The organism is Streptomyces sp. NPDC051172 (assembly GCF_040682555.1).
GTDB lineage: Bacteria > Actinomycetota > Actinomycetes > Streptomycetales > Streptomycetaceae > Streptomyces.
Map to the genome: position 1 here is coordinate 179,384 of NZ_JBFBBE010000001.1, position 20,500 is coordinate 199,883.

The 20,500-nt window shown below is 71.7% G+C and carries 24 protein-coding genes and 1 riboswitch; of the genes, 11 read left to right on the top strand and 13 right to left on the bottom strand.

Going from position 1 to position 20,500, the window contains the following annotated elements:
* Positions 1 to 2: 2 nt before the first annotated feature.
* Together AB0N07_RS00775 and AB0N07_RS00780 are read right to left on the bottom strand one after the other, a co-directional pair.
* Positions 3 to 305 (bottom strand): urease subunit gamma, encoded by a 303-nt coding sequence (locus AB0N07_RS00775; RefSeq protein WP_010355509.1) that lies wholly within the window; start codon positions 303 to 305, stop codon positions 3 to 5.
* 87 nt (positions 306 to 392) lie between these two features.
* Positions 393 to 944 (bottom strand): TetR/AcrR family transcriptional regulator, encoded by a 552-nt coding sequence (locus AB0N07_RS00780; protein WP_365830641.1) that lies wholly within the window; start codon positions 942 to 944, stop codon positions 393 to 395.
* 92 nt (positions 945 to 1,036) lie between these two features.
* Here AB0N07_RS00780 and AB0N07_RS00785 point away from each other — a divergent pair, with 92 nt between their 5' ends.
* Complete coding sequence (locus AB0N07_RS00785; protein WP_365830805.1) at positions 1,037 to 2,005, top strand: ABC transporter permease; 969 nt, start codon at positions 1,037 to 1,039, stop codon at positions 2,003 to 2,005.
* A gap of 69 nt (positions 2,006 to 2,074) precedes the next feature.
* Here the strand turns inward: AB0N07_RS00785 and AB0N07_RS00790 are convergent, their stop codons facing one another.
* Positions 2,075 to 2,362 (bottom strand): type II toxin-antitoxin system Phd/YefM family antitoxin, encoded by a 288-nt coding sequence (locus tag AB0N07_RS00790; RefSeq protein WP_365830643.1) that lies wholly within the window; start codon positions 2,360 to 2,362, stop codon positions 2,075 to 2,077.
* Between the two features lie 62 nt (positions 2,363 to 2,424).
* Between AB0N07_RS00790 and AB0N07_RS00795 the strand changes: the two genes are divergently transcribed.
* From AB0N07_RS00795 to AB0N07_RS00805, 3 genes are all read left to right on the top strand, one after another.
* Complete coding sequence (locus tag AB0N07_RS00795; RefSeq protein WP_365830645.1) at positions 2,425 to 3,060, top strand: ATP-dependent Clp protease proteolytic subunit; 636 nt, start codon at positions 2,425 to 2,427, stop codon at positions 3,058 to 3,060.
* Between the two features lie 7 nt (positions 3,061 to 3,067).
* Positions 3,068 to 3,376 carry a hypothetical protein gene (locus AB0N07_RS00800; RefSeq protein ID WP_365830647.1) on the top strand — a complete coding sequence of 103 codons (309 nt, stop codon included), beginning with the start codon at positions 3,068 to 3,070 and terminating at the stop codon, positions 3,374 to 3,376.
* A 414-nt stretch (positions 3,377 to 3,790) separates the two neighbouring features.
* Positions 3,791 to 3,932, top strand: a riboswitch (cyclic di-AMP (ydaO/yuaA leader).
* A 3-nt stretch (positions 3,933 to 3,935) separates the two neighbouring features.
* The gene (locus tag AB0N07_RS00805; RefSeq protein ID WP_365830649.1) at positions 3,936 to 4,409 is read left to right on the top strand and encodes a C40 family peptidase; all 474 of its coding nucleotides are present in this window, start codon (positions 3,936 to 3,938) and stop codon (positions 4,407 to 4,409) included.
* Between the two features lie 102 nt (positions 4,410 to 4,511).
* On the opposite strand, the gene AB0N07_RS00810 is transcribed toward AB0N07_RS00805, so the two are convergent.
* The gene (locus AB0N07_RS00810; protein ID WP_365830651.1) at positions 4,512 to 4,970 is read right to left on the bottom strand and encodes an ATP-binding protein; all 459 of its coding nucleotides are present in this window, start codon (positions 4,968 to 4,970) and stop codon (positions 4,512 to 4,514) included.
* 213 nt (positions 4,971 to 5,183) lie between these two features.
* On the opposite strand from AB0N07_RS00810, the gene AB0N07_RS00815 reads away from it, so the two are divergent.
* Both AB0N07_RS00815 and AB0N07_RS00820 read left to right on the top strand, forming a co-directional pair.
* Positions 5,184 to 6,044, top strand: a complete 861-nt coding sequence (locus tag AB0N07_RS00815; protein WP_365830653.1) for a helix-turn-helix transcriptional regulator — start codon at positions 5,184 to 5,186, stop codon at positions 6,042 to 6,044.
* 9 nt (positions 6,045 to 6,053) lie between these two features.
* Complete coding sequence (locus tag AB0N07_RS00820; protein WP_365830655.1) at positions 6,054 to 6,281, top strand: DUF397 domain-containing protein; 228 nt, start codon at positions 6,054 to 6,056, stop codon at positions 6,279 to 6,281.
* A 71-nt stretch (positions 6,282 to 6,352) separates the two neighbouring features.
* Here AB0N07_RS00820 and AB0N07_RS00825 read toward each other — a convergent pair whose 3' ends face one another.
* On the bottom strand, positions 6,353 to 7,480 hold the full coding sequence (locus AB0N07_RS00825) for an 8-amino-7-oxononanoate synthase (protein WP_365830657.1): 1,128 nt from the start codon (positions 7,478 to 7,480) through the stop codon (positions 6,353 to 6,355).
* Between the two features lie 146 nt (positions 7,481 to 7,626).
* Here AB0N07_RS00825 and bioB point away from each other — a divergent pair, with 146 nt between their 5' ends.
* Genes bioB through bioD form a run of 3 tightly spaced genes read left to right on the top strand, consistent with a single transcriptional unit; the run spans position 7,627 to position 10,817 of the window.
* On the top strand, positions 7,627 to 8,820 hold the full coding sequence (gene bioB / locus AB0N07_RS00830) for a biotin synthase BioB (protein WP_344399275.1): 1,194 nt from the start codon (positions 7,627 to 7,629) through the stop codon (positions 8,818 to 8,820).
* Positions 8,813 to 10,093: an adenosylmethionine--8-amino-7-oxononanoate transaminase gene (locus tag AB0N07_RS00835; protein WP_365830659.1), complete on the top strand. Its 1,281-nt coding sequence runs from the start codon at positions 8,813 to 8,815 to the stop codon at positions 10,091 to 10,093. The genes bioB and AB0N07_RS00835 overlap by 8 nt, the downstream gene beginning before the upstream one ends.
* Positions 10,094 to 10,100: 7 nt before the next feature.
* A complete protein-coding gene (bioD, locus tag AB0N07_RS00840) occupies positions 10,101 to 10,817 on the top strand; it encodes a dethiobiotin synthase (RefSeq protein ID WP_365830661.1) in 717 nt (238 codons plus the stop codon).
* Between the two features lie 18 nt (positions 10,818 to 10,835).
* On the opposite strand, the gene AB0N07_RS00845 is transcribed toward bioD, so the two are convergent.
* The 8 genes from AB0N07_RS00845 to AB0N07_RS00880 form a co-directional block, all read right to left on the bottom strand.
* Positions 10,836 to 11,306, bottom strand: coding sequence for an SRPBCC domain-containing protein (locus AB0N07_RS00845; RefSeq protein ID WP_365830663.1), 471 nt, complete (start codon positions 11,304 to 11,306; stop codon positions 10,836 to 10,838).
* Positions 11,307 to 11,343: 37 nt separating this feature from the next.
* Positions 11,344 to 12,504, bottom strand: a complete 1,161-nt coding sequence (gene pqqE, locus AB0N07_RS00850) for a pyrroloquinoline quinone biosynthesis protein PqqE (protein WP_365830665.1) — start codon at positions 12,502 to 12,504, stop codon at positions 11,344 to 11,346.
* Positions 12,501 to 12,773 carry a pyrroloquinoline quinone biosynthesis peptide chaperone PqqD gene (gene pqqD / locus AB0N07_RS00855; RefSeq protein WP_365830667.1) on the bottom strand — a complete coding sequence of 91 codons (273 nt, stop codon included), beginning with the start codon at positions 12,771 to 12,773 and terminating at the stop codon, positions 12,501 to 12,503. Before pqqD ends, pqqE begins: the two co-directional genes overlap by 4 nt.
* Positions 12,770 to 13,522, bottom strand: coding sequence for a pyrroloquinoline-quinone synthase PqqC (gene pqqC / locus AB0N07_RS00860; protein ID WP_365830669.1), 753 nt, complete (start codon positions 13,520 to 13,522; stop codon positions 12,770 to 12,772). The genes pqqD and pqqC overlap by 4 nt, the downstream gene beginning before the upstream one ends.
* Positions 13,519 to 14,418 (bottom strand): pyrroloquinoline quinone biosynthesis protein PqqB, encoded by a 900-nt coding sequence (gene pqqB / locus AB0N07_RS00865; RefSeq protein WP_365830671.1) that lies wholly within the window; start codon positions 14,416 to 14,418, stop codon positions 13,519 to 13,521. The genes pqqC and pqqB overlap by 4 nt, the downstream gene beginning before the upstream one ends.
* Before the next feature lie 8 nt (positions 14,419 to 14,426).
* Entirely contained in the window at positions 14,427 to 14,567 is a 141-nt protein-coding gene (gene pqqA, locus AB0N07_RS00870) for a pyrroloquinoline quinone precursor peptide PqqA (RefSeq protein ID WP_365830673.1), read from the bottom strand.
* Between the two features lie 46 nt (positions 14,568 to 14,613).
* Complete coding sequence (locus AB0N07_RS00875) at positions 14,614 to 15,750, bottom strand: PQQ-dependent sugar dehydrogenase (protein WP_365830675.1); 1,137 nt, start codon at positions 15,748 to 15,750, stop codon at positions 14,614 to 14,616.
* 713 nt (positions 15,751 to 16,463) lie between these two features.
* Complete coding sequence (locus AB0N07_RS00880) at positions 16,464 to 18,917, bottom strand: LuxR C-terminal-related transcriptional regulator (RefSeq protein ID WP_365830807.1); 2,454 nt, start codon at positions 18,915 to 18,917, stop codon at positions 16,464 to 16,466.
* A 117-nt stretch (positions 18,918 to 19,034) separates the two neighbouring features.
* Here AB0N07_RS00880 and AB0N07_RS00885 point away from each other — a divergent pair, with 117 nt between their 5' ends.
* Complete coding sequence (locus AB0N07_RS00885) at positions 19,035 to 19,721, top strand: triacylglycerol lipase (RefSeq protein ID WP_365830677.1); 687 nt, start codon at positions 19,035 to 19,037, stop codon at positions 19,719 to 19,721.
* A 78-nt stretch (positions 19,722 to 19,799) separates the two neighbouring features.
* The gene (locus AB0N07_RS00890) at positions 19,800 to 20,495 is read left to right on the top strand and encodes a class I SAM-dependent methyltransferase (RefSeq protein ID WP_365830679.1); all 696 of its coding nucleotides are present in this window, start codon (positions 19,800 to 19,802) and stop codon (positions 20,493 to 20,495) included.
* The last annotated feature ends 5 nt before the right edge of the window (positions 20,496 to 20,500 follow it).

The following is a 20,500-nucleotide window of genomic DNA, read 5'->3' on the forward strand; positions in this document are numbered from 1 at the left end:
CCTCAGACGATCGGGTCGTGGACGGTGACGAGCTTGGTGCCGTCCGGGAAGGTCGCCTCGACCTGGACGTCGTGGATCATCTCGGGGATGCCCTCCATGACGTCGTCCCGGGTCAGGAGCTTGCGCCCGGACGCCATGAGCTCGGCGACCGTCCGGCCGTCACGGGCGCCTTCGAGGATGTGCGAGGTGATGAGGGCGACCGCCTCGGGGTGGTTGAGCTTGAGCCCGCGGGCCCGGCGCTTCTCGGCGACGTCGGCCGCCACATGGATGAGCAGTCTCTCTTGCTCGTGCGGGGTCAGTTGCACGTCCCACCTCACAGTCCTCACCCGGACCGTGCGGGGTCCGGTTGCCGCGGCCACGGGGCAAAGTCCCTGGTGGCGTGGATCGGCAGGCTAGTTGGACCGAGTTTCAAGCAAGTTAACCGCACCGTGATCCTGCACGCTCATCAACGCCCGTAGACCGTCTCGCAGGACGTCGCTCGAAGCCGGCCCGAACAGGGCCTGCTGCGCGAGGAAGCCCATCGCGGCGGCCATCATCGTGCGGGCCACGTCGTCCGGGGACACGTCCGACGGCATCGTCCCGGCTTCCTGGTACGCCTCGACGATCCGTCCCCAGGTCTCCTGCACCGCGCCGTAGCCCTCGCGCAGCAGGGCCGTGAGCTCCTCGTTGCGGAGGGTCTCCGCCCACACCTGGATGACGAGCCCCGGAAAGGCGGGCCGCCCGTCCACGGTCAGCGACTCCTTGGTCGCGAGGACGCGGCCGAGCACCGACGACACCAGGAGGTCCGGAGGCAGGGGCGGGCTGCTGTCGGCCTCCTCCTCGAAGCCCTGGTGGACCTGGCCGAGCACCTCGGCGACGATCGCGGCGATCAGCTCCTCCTTGCCGCTGAAGTAGCGGTAGACGGCACCCGCGGAGAGGTCGGCCTCCTTCAGCACGTCCTGCATGGACGTGGCGTGGAAGCCGTTGCGTGCGAAGCAGAGCGCGGCGCCGTCGAGGCACCGCCTCCGCTACCCCCACAACGGCGCACCGCCGCCGTCTGATCGCGGTCGTCGTCCTCGTCCCGCTGCTCGCAGCCCTGGCACTGTGGGCCTTCGCCTGGCCCGCCGCGCGCACCGCGCCCCGCGACCTGCCGCTCGGCGTGGCCGGCCCCACGGCCGCGACGGCCCAGGTGGAGAAGCAGCTGGAGCAGAAGAAGGGCGCGTTCGAGATCCACCGCTACGCCGATGAGGCCGCCGCCCGGGACGCCATCGCGGACCGGACCGTATACGGCGCGGTCGTCGTCACACCCCAGGGCCCCGAGCTACTCACCGCCTCGGCCGCGGGCCCGACGGTCGCGCAGCTGCTGCAGCAGGCGGTGGGCCGGCAGGCGTCCGCCCGGGGCACGCAGATCCGTACGGTCGACGTCGTGGCCGCCCCGGCGAACGACCCGCGCGGCGCGGCCCTGAACGCCGCCGTGCTACCGCTGGCCCTGGCCGCCATCGCGGCCGGCTCGGTGGTGACCATGGCGGGACTGCGCGGACTGCGCGCCGTGGCCGCGCTGATCGGGACCGCCGCTCTGGTCGGCGCGACCGCGGCCGGTATCGCGCACAGCTGGCTCGGGGTGCTCACCGGCAACTGGCGGGCGGAGGCCGGTGTACTGGGCCTGGCGACGCTGGCCGTGAGCGCCGCGGTGGCAGGGCTCGGCGCCCTGTTCGGCCGGGCCGGCATGGGAATCGCCGCGGGTACCGTGATGCTCTTCGGCAACCCCTTCTCCGGTGCACCCTCGGCCCCGCAACTGCTGCCCGAGCCGGTCGGCACGATCGGACAGTGGCTGCCGCCGGGCGCGGAGACGACCCTGCTCCGCTCGGTGTCGTTCTTCGACGGCGCGGCGGCGACCGGCCCCGCACTGACGCTCACCTGGTGGGCCCTGGTGGGCCTGGGCGCCGTACTGCTGGGCCATGCGCTCAAGGCGCGGGCGAAGACCACCGAGCCCGCCGCCGAGCGGAGCCTCGCCCCGGTCGGCTGACCCTCCGGCGCACCGGGCCGACCGTGCACCCCCGCTGTAGCGGACGGGGGTGCACGGTCTTTGCTTCGCCTAGGAGGCGCCGGTCCCGCGGTGGTGCGCCGCGATGCCGAAGCGCTGCTGTTCGCGGGGAGCGGACGCCACCTCTCGGACGGTGGAGACCGAGCTGATCACCGGCTCCTCGGCAGGCTCCGGGACTTCCTGCAGCTCCTCCAGGCGCTCCAGGTCAGCGGCGGAGACCAGGGCGACGAGGGGCTTTCCGTGCCGTGTCACGACGACGCGTTCACCGCCGTACACCACCCGGTTGATCAGGTCGGCGAGCTCAGCCCTGGCTTGCGTCACCGGAATCTCGTAGGCCATACCCCCATCATAACGTCATGTACGTCCTGTACATTTTTTACAGACCAGAAGGAGGGGTACCGATGACCCGACCGTCCGCCCGTTACGTCCTGCCCGAGTTCACCGAACGCACCAGCTCCGGCACGAAGACGACGGATCCGTACTCCAAGCTGCTGAAGGAGCGGATCGTCTTTCTCGGGACGCCGATCGACGACACCTCGGCCAACGATGTGATGGCCCAGTTCATGCACCTCGAGTACCAGGCCCCGGACCAGGACATCTCGCTCTACATCAACTCCCCCGGCGGCTCGTTCACCGCCATGTCGGCGATCTACGACACGATGCAGTACGTCGGCTGCGACGTGGAGACGATCTGCCTGGGGCAGGCCGGCTCGTCCGCCGCGGTGCTGCTCGGCGCAGGCACGCCGGGCAAGCGGTTCGCGCTGCCGGGCGCGCGCATGGTGATCCATCAGCCGCTCCTGGCCGAGCCCATCGAGGGACAGACCAGCGATCTGGCCATCCAGGCCGAGGAGTTGGGGCGGATGCGGGCCCGGCTGGAGGAGATGCTGGTACGGCACACGGGACGCAGCCCGGAGCAAGTCGCCGCGGACATCGAACGGGACAAGATCCTGAACGCCCAAGAAGCCGTGGAATACGGTCTGGTGGACCGGATCATCCCCAGCCGAAAGGCCACCCTCGCCCCGCCCACCGGGCGGTGAGCGGCCGGTGCTCCCACCCGACCTTCCGCCGCTGCCCGCCCTCACCCGCGCCGAGGGCGAGTTGATCGACCGTTACCTCGACGTGGTCGACCTGCTCGGCCGCATCAACCCGGCGCGGCACGGCGACACGTATCGCGGGCTGCGGGCCGCTCAGGCGCTGGTGAGCAGGGCGGCCCAGCTGCGCGACGCCCTGGCGCTGATGCACCAGCGGGGCGAGACCGAACTGCACGCCTCGGCCCTGGGGCGCGCCCTGCGGGTGCTGGACGGGGAGCGGCGCACCGCCCGGGTCACGGTGCCGCCGCAGTCCGACAGTTGACGCACGTACGACCGGTCCGGACCGTCCGCCCCGTCGGGGGCGTCCGGACCGGAGTTCAAACGGACCAAACGAGGTACCCCCGTTCGGCGTAGTCGCGGCTCCTTTTTCGCGACCGTCAGGGTTGCGCAACGCGCCTGCCCCAAGGGCGGCTTCTGGTGCTCCGGTGCTGGTCCGAGCCTCCTCGGGGGCCTCAACGCTCCCTCGAACACAGGGGTGTCCACCCGAACGGGTGAGTGGTGAGTAACGACACAAACCCCCGGTTCCGTTGGGATTTTCGGACTTGTATGGGTGAAGATCCCTGTCTGACGACAAGCCCCCGCCACAGCGGCGGGGCGATCCGGGCGGACGCCGAGTCCTGCCGCCGCCCGGATGACCGGTCGACAGGAGTGGATCGGCAGGAGTGGAGGACCCAGGCAAGACGGGTCGCCGGAACGGTCGGCTCCGCATGGAGGCGCCGGATCGAGCAGCCCTTGGGGTGAAGCCGCAGCCGCGGCCGGGCAACTTCGCCAGCCCGAATCCGACAGGTCATCCTTCACAGGCGGCTGACGAAGGGTTGCGCATGACTGCGCTCAATCGTGTCCCGTCGCTCATGGTCCGGGCCGGTACGGCCTCGGCCCTCACCATCGCCGCAGTGGGCGGCTCCATCGTGGTCCCGGGTGTCGCCTCCGACGCCTCGGCAGCCACGATGGCGACGAAGGCACTTCAGATCGCGGCCTCCAAAAAAGGTTCCCCGTACAAGTGGGGCGCCTCGGGACCGCGCCGGTTCGACTGCTCAGGGCTCACGCTGTACTCGTTCAAGAAGGCGGGCAAGATACTGCCCCGTACGGCGGCCCAGCAGTACAACAAGACCGAGCACATCTCCGCGAAGAGCCGGAAGGCCGGAGACCTGGTGTTCTTCCACTCGGGCTCCAACGTCTACCACGTGGGCATCTACGCCGGGAAGGGGAAGATCTGGCATGCCCCGAAGACCGGGGACGTCGTAAGGCTGCAGAAGATCTGGACGTCCAGCGTCTGGTACGGCCGGGTCAGCTGACTCTCCCGCGGGGGCGACGGCGACCTGACACGCCGTCGCCTCCGCGGGGCATTACGCGGCACCAGAGCGCCCCGGGTGCGGTTGCGCGGCACGATTGAGCGACTACGGCTCCTGCTGCCCCGCTGCCGTCACCGGCTGGACCGGTACGGTCCACGGGAGTTCGATGGTGACCGTCTTGCCGCCCTCACGGGTGGGGCGGACATGCAGTCGGCCACCGCACTCGGCAGCCAGCCAGCGGATGATCACCATGCCGCGGCCGTTGTCCTGCTGCACGGCGGCGGGCAGGCGCTTGGGGAAGCGGGGGTGACTGTCGGTGACACCGATGCGGAGCTGCTCGTCACGGTGGAGTGCGATGTCCACCGTGAAGGTGGGTGACTGACCGAAGGTGTGCTGTACGGCGTTGGTGGCGAGTTCGGAGACGATGAGGCGGATGGTCTCGGCGGCTTCCGTGTCCGCCGGCAGCCCCCACTCGGCCAGAGTGCCGACCACGAAGCCGCGGGCCGCGGAGACCGAGGCGGGATCGCTCGGCAGAGTGACGGATGCTTCCAAATGGTCTGCCATGGCGCGGTCGTCCCTTTCCCACGGGACCGGAGTCCGACACGGAGCGGATGGTTCGAGTACGGTCCCGGACTGGTGCTTCGTCGCCAGACTGCCATTACCGCGCCCGTCACGGGTGGCGATCCACCAAGATATGCATATATCTGTCGCTCAAAGCGGTGAACTCTGCGACGGGAGACCGTATTTGGGTGGCACGGAAGGAGTAAGGAGAAGCGCATGCAACACGGTCCCGCGGTGCGCCGCCGGAAGCTGGGTGCCGAACTGCGTGCGCTCCGCACGAGTGCGGGGCTCACCAGTGGTGAGGCCGCCCGGCTCGTGGGCTGGCACCAGTCGAAGGTGAGCCGGATCGAGACGGGCGCCAGCGGGGTGAAACCGGCCGATGTGCGGTTACTCCTGGACGCCTACGCCGTGGCGGACGCCCAACTCCGTGAATTGCTGCTGGTGTTGGCGGGTTCCGACGAGGGAGCCGGCCGGCATCACTGGTGGCACGCCTATCGCGGGGTACTGCCGCCGACCTACCGCGATTTCATCAGTCTGGAGTCCCAGGCGAGCACGATGAGCACGCTGGAGACGTCCGTCGTCCCCGGCCTGCTGCAGACGCCCGCCTATGCACGTGCGGTGACCCGGGCGGCAGTCGGCGGGCTGGACGACGAACGGCTGGACGCCCTGGTCGAGGTGCGGCTGGCCAGGCAGGACGTGCTGCATTCTGATCCGCCGCTGGAGCTGAGCGCGGTACTGGACGAGGCGGTGCTGCGCCGGGAGATCGGCGGCCCCGATGTCATGAAGCAGCAGCTGGAGCGGCTCCTGGAGGCGGCGCGGCTGCCTCAAGTGCGGCTTCAGGTAATGCCGTTCGCCGCAGGGGCGCATGTCGGCGTCACCGGGCCTTTCGTAATCTTCTCATTTTCGAGCACTTCCGATCTGGACGTGGTTGTTCTCGACCACTTGACGAGTAGCCTCTACCTCGAACGGAAAGAAGACCTCCGGGCCTACACCGAGGCCTTCAACGCCCTTCAGTTCCACGCCCTTTCGCCCGAGGACTCGTTGGATTACATCGCCGGGATAGGTGACGGCGCGTAAGGAGGCACCATGTCCGCTCTGCCTCGGAACGTACCTTCCAGTACCGATCTGCACGGCGTGCAGTGGCTGCGCAGCAGCTACAGCACGGGTGCGAACAACTGTGTCGAGACGGCACGGCCGCACTCCGGCCCCTGGGCCGGGCTGCTCGCCGTGCGCGACTCCAAGGACCCGGCCGGGCCCGCCCTGCTCCTCTCCCCCGAGAGCTGGACGGACTTCACGGCCGCATTCAAGTCCTGATCAGTCCCTGTCGGCCCTGGTCAGTTCTGATCAGTTCCGCATAGTGCGGCACACGGCCGTGTCACGCCGACTCATGGTCGCGTATCGCCGATCACACGTACAGCGTGTTCGATCTGCGCCTCGGAGAGGTCCGCGCGGGCGGTCAGCCTGAGCCTTGAGATGCCGTCGGGCACGGAAGGAGGACGGAAGCAGCCCACGGCGAGGCCTGCCGTACGGCAGTCGGCCGCCCACTGCACGGCCCCCTCCGGGGACGGAGCACACACGGAGACCACCGCGGCGTCCGGGCGCACCGCCTCGTGACCCGCGGCGGTCAGACGTGCGTGCAGTTCGGCGGCGACAGCACGCGCGCGTGCCGCACGCTCCGGCTCGCGGCGCAGCAGCCGTAGTGCCGCCAGGGCCGCGCCTGCCGCGGCGGGGGCGAGGCCCGTGTCGAAGATGAAGGTGCGGGCCGCGTTGACGAGGTGGTCGATGACCCGTTCGGGGCCGAGGACGACTCCGCCCTGGCTGCCGAGCGACTTGGACAGCGTGGCGGTCACGACGACGTCGTCGGCGCCCGCGAGGCCCGCCGCGTGCGGGGCGCCGCGGCCGCCGTCACCGAGGACGCCGAGGCCGTGCGCGTCGTCGACCAGCAGTCCCGCGCCGCGCTCCCGGCAGACGGCGGCCAGCTCGGCCAACGGGGCCGCGTCGCCGTCGACCGAGAAGACCGTGTCGGAGACGACGACCGCGGTTCCCTCGTGCGTCAGCAGCGCCTTGCGCGCCGCCTCCGGGTCGGCGTGTCCGACGACCTGGGTGGTGCCCCGGGCCAGTCGGCAGCCGTCGATGAGGGAGGCGTGGTTGCCCGCGTCGGAGACGACCAGCGAGCCGTGCGGTGCGAGCGCGGTGACCGCGGCGAGGTTGGCCGCGTAGCCGGAGGAGAAGACGAGTGCCGCCTCGAAACCGCAGAAGCCGGCCAGCTCGTGCTCCAGCTCGGTGTGGAGTTCCGTCGTACCGGTGACCAGTCGAGAACCGGTCGAGCCACCGCCCCAGGTCCGCGCCGCCACCGCCGCGCCCTCGGCGACGGCCGGATGGTGAGCCAGCCCGAGGTAGTCGTTGCTCGCGAGGTCCAGCAGCGGGGAGTCGGCCGGGCGCGGGCGCAGGGTCCGTACGAGTCCGGCGCGGCGGCGCTGCTGCGCCTGTTCGTCGATCCAGCCGAACGCCATGGCTCCTCCGGGCTTTTGTAGGCAGTGGACAGACACTAGCCGGACGGGCCGCACCCCATGGTGTGGCAATACCCACACGACGAAGTGCTCCTGTTGTTCATTCTCTCCTTGGCCGGGAGCGCTTCCGTAGGACAGGATCGGCTCTCATGGACCTGCTGAACACGCTGGTGGACAAGGGGCTTCGGCGCGAGCTGCCGACCCGCGAGGAAGCTCTGGCCGTCCTCGCCACTTCCGACGACGACGTGCTCGATGTGGTGGCCGCGGCCGGAAAGGTGCGCCGGCACTGGTTCGGCCGACGGGTGAAACTCAACTACCTCGTCAACTTGAAATCCGGCCTGTGTCCGGAGGACTGCTCGTACTGCTCTCAGCGGCTCGGTTCCAAGGCCGACATCCTGAAGTACACCTGGATCAAGCCGGACGAGGCCTCGCAGGCCGCGGCTGCCGGGCTTGCGGGTGGCGCCAAGCGGGTGTGCCTGGTGGCGTCCGGACGCGGGCCGACCGACCGGGACGTGGACCGGGTCGCCGGCACCATCAAGGCGATCAAGGAGCAGAACGAGGGCGTCGAGGTGTGCGCCTGTCTCGGTCTGCTCTCCGACGGCCAGGCCGAGCGGCTGCGCGAGGCGGGCGCGGACGCCTACAACCACAATCTGAACACGTCCGAGGCGACGTACGGGGACATCACGACCACGCACACGTACGCCGATCGGGTGGACACCGTGACCAAGGCGCACGCGGCCGGTCTGTCCGCCTGCTCCGGTCTGATCGCGGGCATGGGCGAGAGCGACGAGGACCTGGTGGACGTGGTCTTCTCGCTGCGCGAGCTGGACCCGGACTCGGTGCCGGTGAACTTCCTGATCCCGATGGAGGGCACCCCGCTCGCCAAGGAGTGGCACCTCACCCCGCAGCGCTGCCTGCGGATCCTGGCGATGGTGCGGTTCGTGTGCCCGGACGTCGAGGTACGCATCGCCGGCGGCCGTGAGGTGCATCTGCGCACCATGCAGCCCCTGGCGCTGAACCTGGCCAACTCGATCTTCCTCGGCGACTACCTCACCAGCGAGGGCCAGGCCGGCAAGGCCGACCTGGAGATGATCGCGGACGCCGGCTTCGAGGTGGAGGGCGCCGGCGAGGTGACACTGCCGGAGCACCGGGTCACGTCGGGCGGCGGCTGCGGTTCGCACGCCGGGGCGGGCTGCGGCTCCCACCAGGACGGCGGGTGCGGGTCGCACGCGGACGGCGGTGTCTGCGGTACGGCGGCCCCGGCGCCCTCGGCCGAGCCCCGCACCGACCTGGTCGCCATGCGCCACCGCGGCGTCGGCACGGACCTCGCACCCAATGCCTGACCTGCCCGTCTCCGAGCTGCTCGAACTCGACCGACGGCATGTCTGGCATCCGTACGGGCCCATGCCCGGCCGTGTCGAACCGCTCGTCGTCGAGTCGACGAGCGGGGTGCGGCTGCGGCTCGCGGACGGCTCGGGCGAGCTGGTCGACGGCATGTCGTCCTGGTGGTCGGCCATCCACGGCTACAACCACCCGGTGCTCAACGAGGCCGCCCGTGAACAGCTCGGCCGGATGAGTCATGTGATGTTCGGCGGGCTCACGCACGAGCCCGCCGTCCGGCTCGCAAAGCACCTTGTCGACATGTCGCCCGACGGTCTGGAGCATGTCTTCCTCGCCGACTCCGGGTCGGTGTCGGTCGAGGTCTCGGCGAAGATGTGCCTGCAGTACTGGCGTTCGCTGGGCCGCCCCGGCAAACAGCGGCTGCTGACCTGGCGCGGCGGCTATCACGGCGACACCTGGCAGCCCATGTCGGTGTGCGACCCCGAGGGCGGGATGCACGAACTGTGGAGCGGGGTCCTGCCGCGCCAGGTGTTCGTGGACGCGCCCCCGGCCGAGTACGAGGAGTCGTACGCGCAGCAGCTGCGCTCGGCGATCGAGCGGCACGCGGACGAACTGGCCGCGGTGATCGTCGAGCCGGTGGTGCAGGGCGCGGGCGGGATGCGCTTCCACTCCCCCGCTTATCTGCGGGTGCTGCGGGAGGCGTGCGACGCACATGACGTGCTGCTGGTGTTCGACGAGATCGCGACCGGGTTCGGCCGCACGGGCGCCCTGTTCGCGGCCGACCACGCGGCCGTGACACCGGACGTCATGTGCGTGGGCAAGGCGCTGACCGGCGGCTATATGACGATGGCGGCGACGCTGTGCACATCCCGCGTGGCCGACGGCATCTCGCAGGGCGAGGTGCCGGTCCTGGCCCACGGCCCGACCTTCATGGGCAACCCCCTGGCCGCGTCCGTCGCCTGCGCCTCGATCGAGCTGCTGCTCGGCCAGGACTGGCTCGGCGAGGTCAAGCGGATCGAGACGGGACTGCGGGAGGGACTGGCACCGGCTCGCGACCTCCCGGGCGTGCAGGACGTACGCGTCCTCGGCGCCATCGGGGTCGTACAGCTGGACCACGCCGTCGACATGAAGGCGGCGACGCACGCGGCCGTGCGCGAGGGCGTGTGGCTGCGGCCGTTCCGCGATCTGATCTACACGATGCCGCCGTACGTCACGGGGGATGCCGACGTGACACGGATCGCGCGCGCGGTGTGCGCGGCGGCGCGGGAAGGATGAGCACAGCATGACGATCCTGGTGATCACGGGCACCGGCACGGAGGTCGGCAAGACGGTCACGACCGCCGCGGTCGCCGCCTGCGCGCTCGCGGCCGGCCGGTCGGTGGCCGTGCTGAAGGCCGCGCAGACGGGCGTGGGGCCGGACGAGCCCGGGGATGCCGCCGAGGTCGCCCGGCTCGCGGGTGGCGTGACGGCGGCCGAAATCGCCCGCTTTCCCGAGCCGTTGGCGCCGGGGACGGCGGCCCGGCGGGCCGGTATGTCCCCGGTGCACCCGCTGGACGTCGCCGAGGCCGCCGCCAAGCTGGCCGCCGAGCACGACCTGGTGCTGGTCGAGGGAGCGGGCGGGCTGCTCGTCCGCCTCGACCCGGCGGGCGGGACGCTGGCGGACGCGGCGGAACTGCTGAAGGCGCCGGTGCTGGTGGTGGCGTCGGCCGGCCTGGGCACGCTGAACACGACGGAGCTGACTGCGCGTGAACTCCGTTCCCGCCGGCTCGACCTGGCCGGGATCGTGATCGGCAGCTGGCCCGACTCCCCCGACCTCGCCTCCCGCTGCAACGTGGCGGACCTGCCGGACGTGGCCGACGCACCGCTGCTGGGCGCCCTGCCCGCCGGGGCGGGCTCGCTGGCGCCCGCCGCCTTCCGCACGGATGCGCCGAATTGGCTGGCACCGCGGCTGGACGGGACGTGGGACGCGGAGGCGTTCCGACGGCGGGAGGCGCCGTAGACCCGCCCTCCGCCTGATTCAGCCGGAGCGCTCGTCCGCCTCGACGAGCCGGGCGAGGTTGGCCAGGGCCATGCGCGTGCCGGTCTCGTTGTCGGCGGCGGGCACGGCGTCGGGGATCCCCTCGTGCACGACGCGGACGTCGGTGCCGCCGTCCGCGGCGGTGAGTGTGGTGGTCATCGTCATCGTGCCCCGCAGCGCTGGGTCCGCGGTCTCGAACTCGAGCACCTCGACGACCTGCTCGTCCGGTACGAGCTTGGCGAAACGGCCGTGGTAGGTGTCGGTGTGCGCGGCCGACTTGCCGGTGCCGACCGGCGCGTCGTAGGTGAGCGAGACACGGAACCGCCCGCCTTCGCGCGCGTCGAATTCATGCACGTGGCTGCTCATGCCGTCCGGCACGCGCCATTCGGCGATCGCGTCCGCGTCCAGCAGAGCCCGGTAGACCGCCGAGGGCGGGGCTTGCACGTGTCGTGAGACCTGCGCCGAGTACATGAGGTCAACGTAGCGCTCGGCGAGCCTCACGTCCCGATCAGGGCAGCTGGCGCGCGATCCCGGGGCGGACCGGTGCCCGCCGTCTGATCGCCGGTCGCCCTTGGGTGCGGTCGTCGGTCAGTGCGCGGATCAGTGCGTGGTCGGGGGAGAGTCGGCAGGCGGGGTCCGTGCGGGCTGCGTCGGCCGTGAGGGCGTATGCCTGGCAGCGGCAGCCGCCGTGGTCCTCCTCTCGGCGGGGACAGCTGCGGCAGGGGTCGGCCATCCAGTCGGTGCCGCGGTAGCGGCTGAAGGCCGGGGAGCGGTCCCAGATCCAGGCCAGTGGATGGTCCCGGACGTTCGGCGGGTCCAGGTCCGGCAGCGAGGCCGCGGCCGGGCAGGGCAGCACGGTGCCGTCCGGGGTGACGGTGAGCGAGATCGCGCCCCAGCCGCCCATGCACGGCTTGGCCACACCGTCGAAGTAGTCGGGGACGACCCAGACCAGCTCGGGGCCCTTTGGAGTGAGCCGCTCCCGCCACCGCTCGACGGCGTCCCGGGCCCGGGCGAGCTGCTCGCGCGTGGCGAGCAGGGCGGCGCGGTTGAGCAGGCCCCAGCCGTAGAACTGCGCGTTGGCCAGTTCGATGCGGTCCACGCCCCAGGACAGGCCCAGTTCGACGACGGCGTCGATGGAGTCGAGGTTCTCGTGGTGCAGGACGACGTTGAGGCCCAGGGACAGGCCCGCGGCCCGTACGACTGCGGCGGCCCGTTCCTTCTCGCCGAAGGACCGGCGTCCGGCGATCTGGTCCGAGGCACGCGGGTCGGCGTGCTGGACGGACAGCTGGACGCTGCGCAGCCCGGCGGCGGTGAGCACGGCGAGCCGCTCCCGGTCCAGGCCCACACCGCTGGTGACCAGTTGCGTGTAGATCCCGGCGGCCTCGGCCGCGGCGACGATCTGCTCCAGGTCCCGGCGCAGCAGCGGCTCACCGCCCGAGAGATGGGTGTGGACCACTCCGAACTCGCCCGCCTGGCGCATCACGTCCGCCCACTGCCCGGCGGTCAGCTCGCGTGAACGCCGGGTCAGCTCCAGCGGGTTGGAGCAGTACCCGCAGTGCAGCGGGCAGGCGTGGGTGAGTTCGGCCAGCAGCGCCCAGGGCCGGGCGGGCGCGGGCGCCGCAGGGGCGGGCGCCGCAGGGGCGGGGGCGGTCGGATCGGTGAGGGTCATCGCAGCCAGCCCTCCTTGCGCAGCCGTTCGAGGAAGGGAGGGACGTCGGTGGCCACGGGGGCGCCCGGGAAGCGTTCGGACAGTTCGTCGACGATGTCGTGCACGCTCCGGGCGCCGTCGCACAGGGCGACGACCGCGCCGGCCCCGCCCTGCAGGACGACGACACGTTCGGGAAGGAGCAGCAGGTCCGTGTCCCGGGTGTGGTCGTGGCGCAGGAGGACGGCGGGTGCCGGCACGGGCCGCCAGTCGGTCACCGACGTCGTCCTCACCCCTGCTCCCGGCGGCCCGCCTGGTCCACGGCGTCCAGCAGCGACCACAGGACGTCGCACTTGAAGCGCAGTGCCGCCAAGGCCCGTTCCTGGTCCTCCCGGCTGCGGGCCCAGCCGAGCACCAGGTCGAGGGCCTCACGGCTGTCGCGCCGGCCCTGGGAGACCCGGGTGCGGAAGTAGGCGAGGCCCTGGGGTTCGATCCACCGGTAGTGGCGCTGGAAGGCCTCGATGCGGGTCCGCATCAGATCAGGGGCGGACAGTTCCGTCAGCGATGCGGCGACGGCTTCGAGGGGCGTGCGCAGCCGGCAGAAGTTGACGTATCCGTCGACCGCCAGCCGTACGCCCGGCAGTACGCCGTCGCCGGCGAGCAGCGTCTCACGGGGCAGGCCGGCCGCCTCACCGAGCCGCAGCCACCGGTCGAGGCCGCCCTCGCGGTCCTGCTGCCCGTCGTGGTCCTGGATGCGGCGCAACCACATCCGGCGCAGCACCGGGGTGTCCAGCTTCGCCGTGATCAGGGCGTCCTTGACGGGGATGTGGCGCTGGTAGTGGAAGCGGTTGACGATCCAGCGGCGGAGTTCGTCCTGGCTGAGATCCCCGCTGTGCATACGGAGATTGAAGGGGTGGCTGTCGTGGTACCGCTCCTCCCCCACCGCGCGCAGCCGTGCCTCGAACTCGGCGGGGCGCCAGGGCTCGGCGAGCGGGTCGGGTGCCGTGTTCCGTGCGGTCGTGTTCAGTGCTGTCGTGCTCATGGGTCGATCACCATCCCGTCGTACGCCACCTCGAGGCCCAGCCGTGCGAGCCGCTTGTGCTGGGGCGCGGCCGGGTCGACGAGGGGGTTGGTGTTGTTGAGGTGGGTGTAGAGGCAGCGGGCGGAGAGACGGGCCAGGCGTTCGGCGGTTCCGTCCGGTCCCTCGATGGGCAGATGGCCCATGCCGGTGGCGGTGCGTTCGGAGATTCCCGTGCGGCGGGGTTCCTCGTCGTCCCAGAAGGTGCCGTCGACGATGACGCAGTCCGCCTCGGCGGCGGCCTGCTGGAAGCGGTCCGGCCAGGCGGCCAGGGCGGGTGCGTAGAGCGCGGTGGCGCCGGAGGCCGGGTCGTACAGACGCAGCGCCACGACCCATGCCTCGTCGTCCGGGGCGTCGGCGGCGTACCGCGGGCGCTTGCCCGACACCGGGATGCCGCTGATCTGCAGGCCCGGGGCACCGCGGTCCAGCGGTTCGGCGCCGCGCGGCGGCAGTTCCCGCCAGGTGATGGAGGTGTACGGACCCAGTACGTCGTCGAGGTGCAGGCGGTCCAGGAGCGCCCGTCGGACCGGGGCCGTGGAGATCACCTGGAGGGCGTCCGCCTCGCGCAGCCGTGCGATGCCCAGGGTGTGGTCGAGTTCGGCGTCGGTGAGGACCAGTCCGGCGAGCGGTGTCTGCCGGGGGCCCGGCCCCGGGTGGAGTTCGGGCCGGGCTTCGATCTGGTCGCCGATGTCGGGGGTCGCGTTGACGATGTACCAGCGGCCGTCGCCGGTCCGTACCGCGAGGGAGGCATGACGGCGGCGCCGGCCCGGGTGGGCGCGTGCCCCGGAGCATCCGGAGCACGCGCAGTTCCACTGGGGGATGCCGCCGCCGGCGGCGGTGCCGAGTACCAGCAGTTGCATGGCGCCGGCTAGCGGGAGCTGAGCGAGTAGGCGGTGACTTCGAGCGCGGTGTCGACGACCTCGTAGGCGGGCGTCTGCCAGGTGGCCGCGTCCGTGTCCTGCGAGGCGATCTGCTCGACCGGCTTGAGTTGCTCCGTGGCTTCGTTCATGGGTGATACGTCCTCTCCGGTGGGATTTCTGGGGGTGCAGGGAGGGTCACTTGAGGGAGACGCGGAGGATTTTGTCCTTGCCGTATCCGAGGTCGCTGGTGCCCACCCACAGTTCGTCCGCGCCGGGCACCTTGGCAATGGCGCGCAGGCGGCCGAACCGGCCGGGGTAGAAGTCGACCGGTGTGCCGGTGAACTCGCTGTCCCCGTCGATCGGGATGCGCCACAGCCGCTTGCCGCGCAGCGACGTCACGTAGATCACGTTGTCCACGATGACGAGTTGGGCGGGCACGCCCCACTCGGGGTGGAAGACGACCCTCGGGGTGGTCATGCCCTTGACGTCGCAGGCGCCCTCGCAGGCAGGAAAGCCGTAGTTGGCGCCCGGTTTGATCAGGTTGATCTCGTCCCAGGTCTGGTCACCGACCTCCGTCTCCCACAGTCGGCCGCTGCGGTCCCAGGCCAGGCCCTCCGGGTTGCGGTGGCCGTAGCTGTAGACGCGGGTGCCGAACGGGTTGCCGGGGGCCGCTGCGCCGGTCCTGGTGATGCGGAGGATCTTTCCGTTGAGCGACTTCTTGTCCTGCGCGAGCTTCGGCTGGAAGGCGTCGCCGGTGGAGACGTAGAGGTAGCCGTCGGGGCCGAAGGCGATCTGGCCGCCGTTGTGGTTGCCGACCCGCTTGATTCCGCCGAGCACCACCTTGTAGTTCGACAGCGACCTGCCGTCGTAGTCCATTCTGACGACCTGGGTCCGGGTCCTCGTGGTGTGCACGAAGAACACCTGCTTGTCGGTCGTGCCGTTCCACGTCGGCGACGGGGCCACGCCCAACAGGCCGCCGGGGCCGTCGTCATAGGGTTCGGGGACGGTGTTCGGCACTTCGCCGACCCGCGTCTTACGCCCGTCCCGGTCGAGGCGGTAGACCTGGTAGGTGAGCCGCTCGGTCACCAGCGCCGAGCTTCCGTCCGGCATGAACTTGATCTCCCAGGGCGTCTGCCATCCCGTGGAGAGCGTGCTGACGTCGTCCGTCGGAGCACCGCCGTCCGCGGCGGCAGCCGTGAACGCGGTGGTGGACGGCGCCGCGGCGGCGGGCGCCGACTGCGGCAGGCCGGCCGCGAGCAGCGCGGCCGCAGCGGCGAGCGAGCCCAGAACGATCCGGGATGGACGCCGCACTGAGCGGCCTGGGTCTGTCATGTCGACGCCCTTCGTCGTTCCTCGAGTGAACCGTCGTCACGCGGCGTGTCCACACGCTCGCGAGGGGCAGCGTATTTCGCGGACATGGCTACAGCCTGTATTGAAATCATGACAATTGGCACCACGTACGCCATTCGGATGAGCCGTCGGCACGCGGGCCGCGGGTGCGGCAATGCCTCCCCTTCGCCCAACTCGCCGTGTCCTGCTGGCCGGTGGCCTGGGAGCAGTTGTCGCCGGAGCCGCAGTCCCCTGTCGCCGCTTCGCCGGCGGCCGGTTCCCTTCCTCTCCACCTCGCCGGGCCGACCGGGCCCGCGCCGGTGGGTGCGGTGGAGTTGAACCTGATCGACCCGTCGAGAACAGATCCACGGTCGGAGACGGGGCAGCCGCGCGAGCTGACCGTGACCTGTCCGACGACCTGCGTTTCGTGCTGGACTGCCCGGCCGAGCTGAACCGGGGCGGCAACCCCGACGCACAGCGGCGGCCCATACCGCGGTGCCGACCTGGACGGCGCCTTGTTCGGGCCGGTGGTCCAGCGCGGTCTCCAGCGGCCGTTCCTGCTGATGAACACGGCAATCCACGGCGGCCTGAACGCGGACACGTCCTGTCCGCCTTCCGGGAGGAGTACTGACGGGTGCTTCACCGCGCTGTCCCGAAATCCGTTACGTGGCCGGCTGAGCGGCTCAGCGGACGGCACCTCGCGGCCCCGCGGAGGGTCATTGCGCGCGCCCGCCGTCCCCCAGCAGCCGCACCAGGTCGATCCGCGAGCGGATCCCCAACCGGCTGAACACGCCCCGCAGATGGTGGTCGATCGTGCGCGGGCTGAGGGCGAGGCGGGCGGCGATCTCGCGGTTGGTGGCGCCGTCGGCGGCCATGCGGGCGATCAGGAGCTGCTGGGCCGTCAGGCGCGTGACGGGGTCGTCGGTGCGGCCGCGCGCGGGAGTGGCGGGAGCGGCGGGAGCGCCCAGTGCGCGGAGTTCGGCGCGGGCCTGTGTCGCGCAGTGCGGGGCACCGAAGTACTCGAACGCCTCCAGGGCGCTGTACAGCCGGTCGCGTGCCTCCGTGCGGCGGCGCAGCCGGCGCAGTGCGCTGCCGAACAGCAGCTCCGTGCGGGCGCGTTCGAAGTCGCGGTCACCTTGCGCGTGCAGGTCGAGTGCCGTGCGGTAGTGCTCGACGCCCTCGTCGCCGGGCGCGAGCAGGGCGCTGCAGCGGGCGCTCAGAGCCAGGTCGTCGGTGCTGCGCACGGCATTCGCCCAGCGGTGGTAGTCGGCGTGTGCGGCCCGGGCGACCCGGGTGTCGCCGGTGCGGACGGCGGCCTCGACGTAGTGCGGGGTGGCCAGGTGGCGGATGGCGCGGTGGCCGTGGCCGGGACCGAAGCCGGCGAGGGCGCGCAGCCGGGCCGCAGCTCCCGCGAAACGGCCGTCGGCGAGGTCGAGGAAGGCGAGCGCCCACTGGGCGAGCGCGGCGGGCAGGCCGAGGCCGCGGGCAAGGGCGTACGACCGTGCGGTTGCGGCGCGTTCGCGGCAGGTGGCCGCGTCGCCGGTGACCGCCGCGAACATGGCGAGGGCGGCCTGCAGATGGCAGGCACCGTTGTCCTGCCCGGTGGCGTGGGCCTGCCGCAGGGCGTCCGTGGCGGTGGCCGCGCCGACTTGTGGGCGTCCGGTCCAGAAGTCGGCGTAGGCACGGAACTCCAGCGCCTGTGCCACGGTGGCGGCGGCACCGCGCGCCCGGGCCGAGGCGGCCGCCCGCACGGTGGCGGTGGCGGCCCGGGTGTGGTCGCCGAGCATCAGCGCGGCGATACCGGCGTGCACCAGCAGGGTGGGGTCCCCTCCCGGCCCGCATCGCCCTGCCGCCGCCTCCAACAGCCCTCTCGCATCCTCGTACCGCCCCTCAAAGGCAGCGACGAGCCCTCCCAAGGTGCCGGGTGCCTCGATCCCGAGCCGCCCGGCCACCACGGCGGCCTCCCGGCAGCGACGCAGGTCACCGGTGTAGATGGCGGCTTCGGTGGCGCGGGCGAGGAGGTGGGAGGCAGGCGCGGAGTCGCGGGCCGGCCCACGAACTGCTCGCCCTACGTGCGGTGTCGATCCGGCACGCCGGTCGGCCCGCACTCCCGGACCGTCCGCCACTTCCGCAGGCCGGCGCACCCCACCGCCGCCCTGCTCTCTCCGTCCCGGTGCATGGGCGCCGCCGCACCCGCCGCGTCTCGGTACTCCCCCGACGTCACCGCCTCGCGCGCCCTCCACCTGTCCGGCGCCCCGCGGCTTCTTCGGGGCGTCCGGAAGTCCGTTCCCGCTCCCCTGGTCGTCCTCCCCGCCACCGCCTTCGACCACCGCCGTCAGCAGCGCGTCGAAGGCCTCCGTCGCGTTTCCCGCGCGCAGCGCGAACAGGCCCGTCAGTACGTCGTCGGGTCTCGTGGTGGCCGCCAGTCGGCGGGCGCGGTCGGCGTCGCCCGAGTGCCAGGCGGCCGTGGCGGCGCGGGCGCGGAGGCGGGACTGTTCGGAGGGGGTGGGGCTGAGGGTGGCGGCGCGTTCCAACAGGGCCCGGGTGAGGGTGAGTTGGCCCGCGGCGCGGGCCTGCTCCGCTGCGGCGCGCAGTTCCGCCGCCAGACGGGCGCTCGGGCCGAGGGCGCCCGCGCCGCGGTGCCAGGAGCGGCGGGGCGTCTCACCGGCGCCGTGCAGGACGCGTGCCAGCAGGCGGTGGACGTCGCGGCGGTCCGCCGGGGAGCCGGTCTCGTACGCCGCGATCCTCGTCCAGGCGTCCCGGAAGACGACGCCGCCCGCCCCCGTCTGCGCGATCCCGGCGGCCTCTGCGGCTTCCAGCGGACGGGTGTCCAGGCGGACGGCCGCCACCGCGCGCAGGAAGGCGTGGGTGGCGACCGGGTACTGGTCCGCGGCCGCGAGCAGCAGGAGCAGACGCGTGTCGTCCGGAAGGGCCCGGATCTCCGCGCGGTGCGAACGCAACAGGTCGGGGGCGAGCGCGGACGGTTCCGTCGGGAGCGGGTCGAGGCCCGCCGACTGGCGGTCGGTCAGCAGCGGTACGAGTTCGGCGGCGGCACGCGGATCACCGTAGACGGCGTGCAGGACCCGTACGCGGACGCCCTCGGAAAGCTCGGACGTCGTGCGCCGCGGTGGCGAAGTGCGGTCAAGGGGAGGGGGGTTCACCGGAGTCACCACTCAACTGACGTTACTGGCGAGTTAATTGAACCGTAAAGACCGGCGATTTCGCCGATGCGTCGCGCGTAGACCCGAGTCGACACTCCTGGCGACCCCACCCCGTCAGGAGGCACCATGCAGCGCCACAAGCGTCGTATCGCCACGGCATTCTCGGCCGTGGTCGCATCGCTCCTGCTCTCCCTCTCCCTCTCCGCCGCCCCCGCTCGGGCGGCGGCGCACGACCCGATCGTGTTCGTGCACGGCCTCAGCGGTGACGCGAGCAGCTGGAACGACTGGGTCGCGGACTTCGAGGCGGACGGCTACTCGTCCTCCGAGCTGTACGCGTGGTCGTACGACTGGGGGCAGTCCAATGCCACCACCGCGCAGCAGCTGGCCACCGAGGTCAAGGACGTGCTGGCGAAGACCGGTGCGTCCAAGGTCGACATCGTCGCCCACTCGATGGGCGTGCTCAGCTCCCGTTACTACCTGAAGAACCTCGGCGGAACGGCGTACGTCGACGACTTCGTCTCGGTCGCCGGGGTGAACCACGGCACGTCCGTCGCCTCGTGGTGCGCGTGGCTGTACACGTCCTGCAAGGAGATGCAGACCGGCAGCTCGTACCTGACCGCGCTGAACTCGGGCGACGAGACACCGGGCGCCGTGTCGTACGCGAGCTACTGGTCGGACTGCGACGCCGCGGTCGTCCCGAACAGCTCGGCGCTCCTGAGCGGCGCGACCAATGTCGACGCCGGCTGCATCTCGCACACCGACATGAACAATGACCACGGCGTGTACGAGCAGGTGCGTGCCTTCGTCTCGTGAGCCGCGCTTGAACCGGTGGGTGCGCGGGGCCCGTACGGGGGAGAATCGCGGTAGGCCCGTCCTGCCGAGGAGGTCCTCATGCCGCTACGGTCCCCCGGCGCCGCCAAGCCGGCGCGGGATCCCGTGCACCATCCGCTGTTCGCCCGGTACTACGCCCGGATCAGTGTGACCGCCGAGACCCGGATGGGTATGGGCGGCGTCCGCGAGCGGCTCCTGTCCGGACTGTCCGGGCGGGTGATCGAGATCGGCGCGGGCAACGGGCTGAACTTCGCGCACTATCCGAGGACCGTCTCGGAGGTCGTGGCGATCGAACCGGAGCGCCGGCTGCGGCAGTTGGCGCTCGACGCCGCCCGCCGCTGCGAGGTGCCGGTGGATGTCGCTCCCGGTGCCGCGGAGGCACTGCCCGTCAAGAGCGAGGCCTTCGACGCGGTGGTGCTCTCGCTGGTGCTGTGCAGTGTGCGGGACGTGCCGCGGGCGCTCGGGGAGATACGGCGGGTGCTGCGGCCCGGCGGCGTGGTGCGGTTCTTCGAGCACGGCCGCGGCGGCGGACCGGCGATGACCTTCACCCAGCGCGCCCTGGACCGCACGCTGTGGCCGCCCCTCAACGGCGGCTGCCATCTGGCCCGCGACCCGATCGCCGCGCTGCGCGAGGCCGGGTTCGAACTCGGCCCCTACCGGCGGATGCTGATGCCTCAGAAGGGGCCGAGGCTGCCCACCTCGTACTGCGTGCTGGGCACGGCGTGGCGGCCGGAGCCCGGCGGGGCGGCCACGTGAAACGC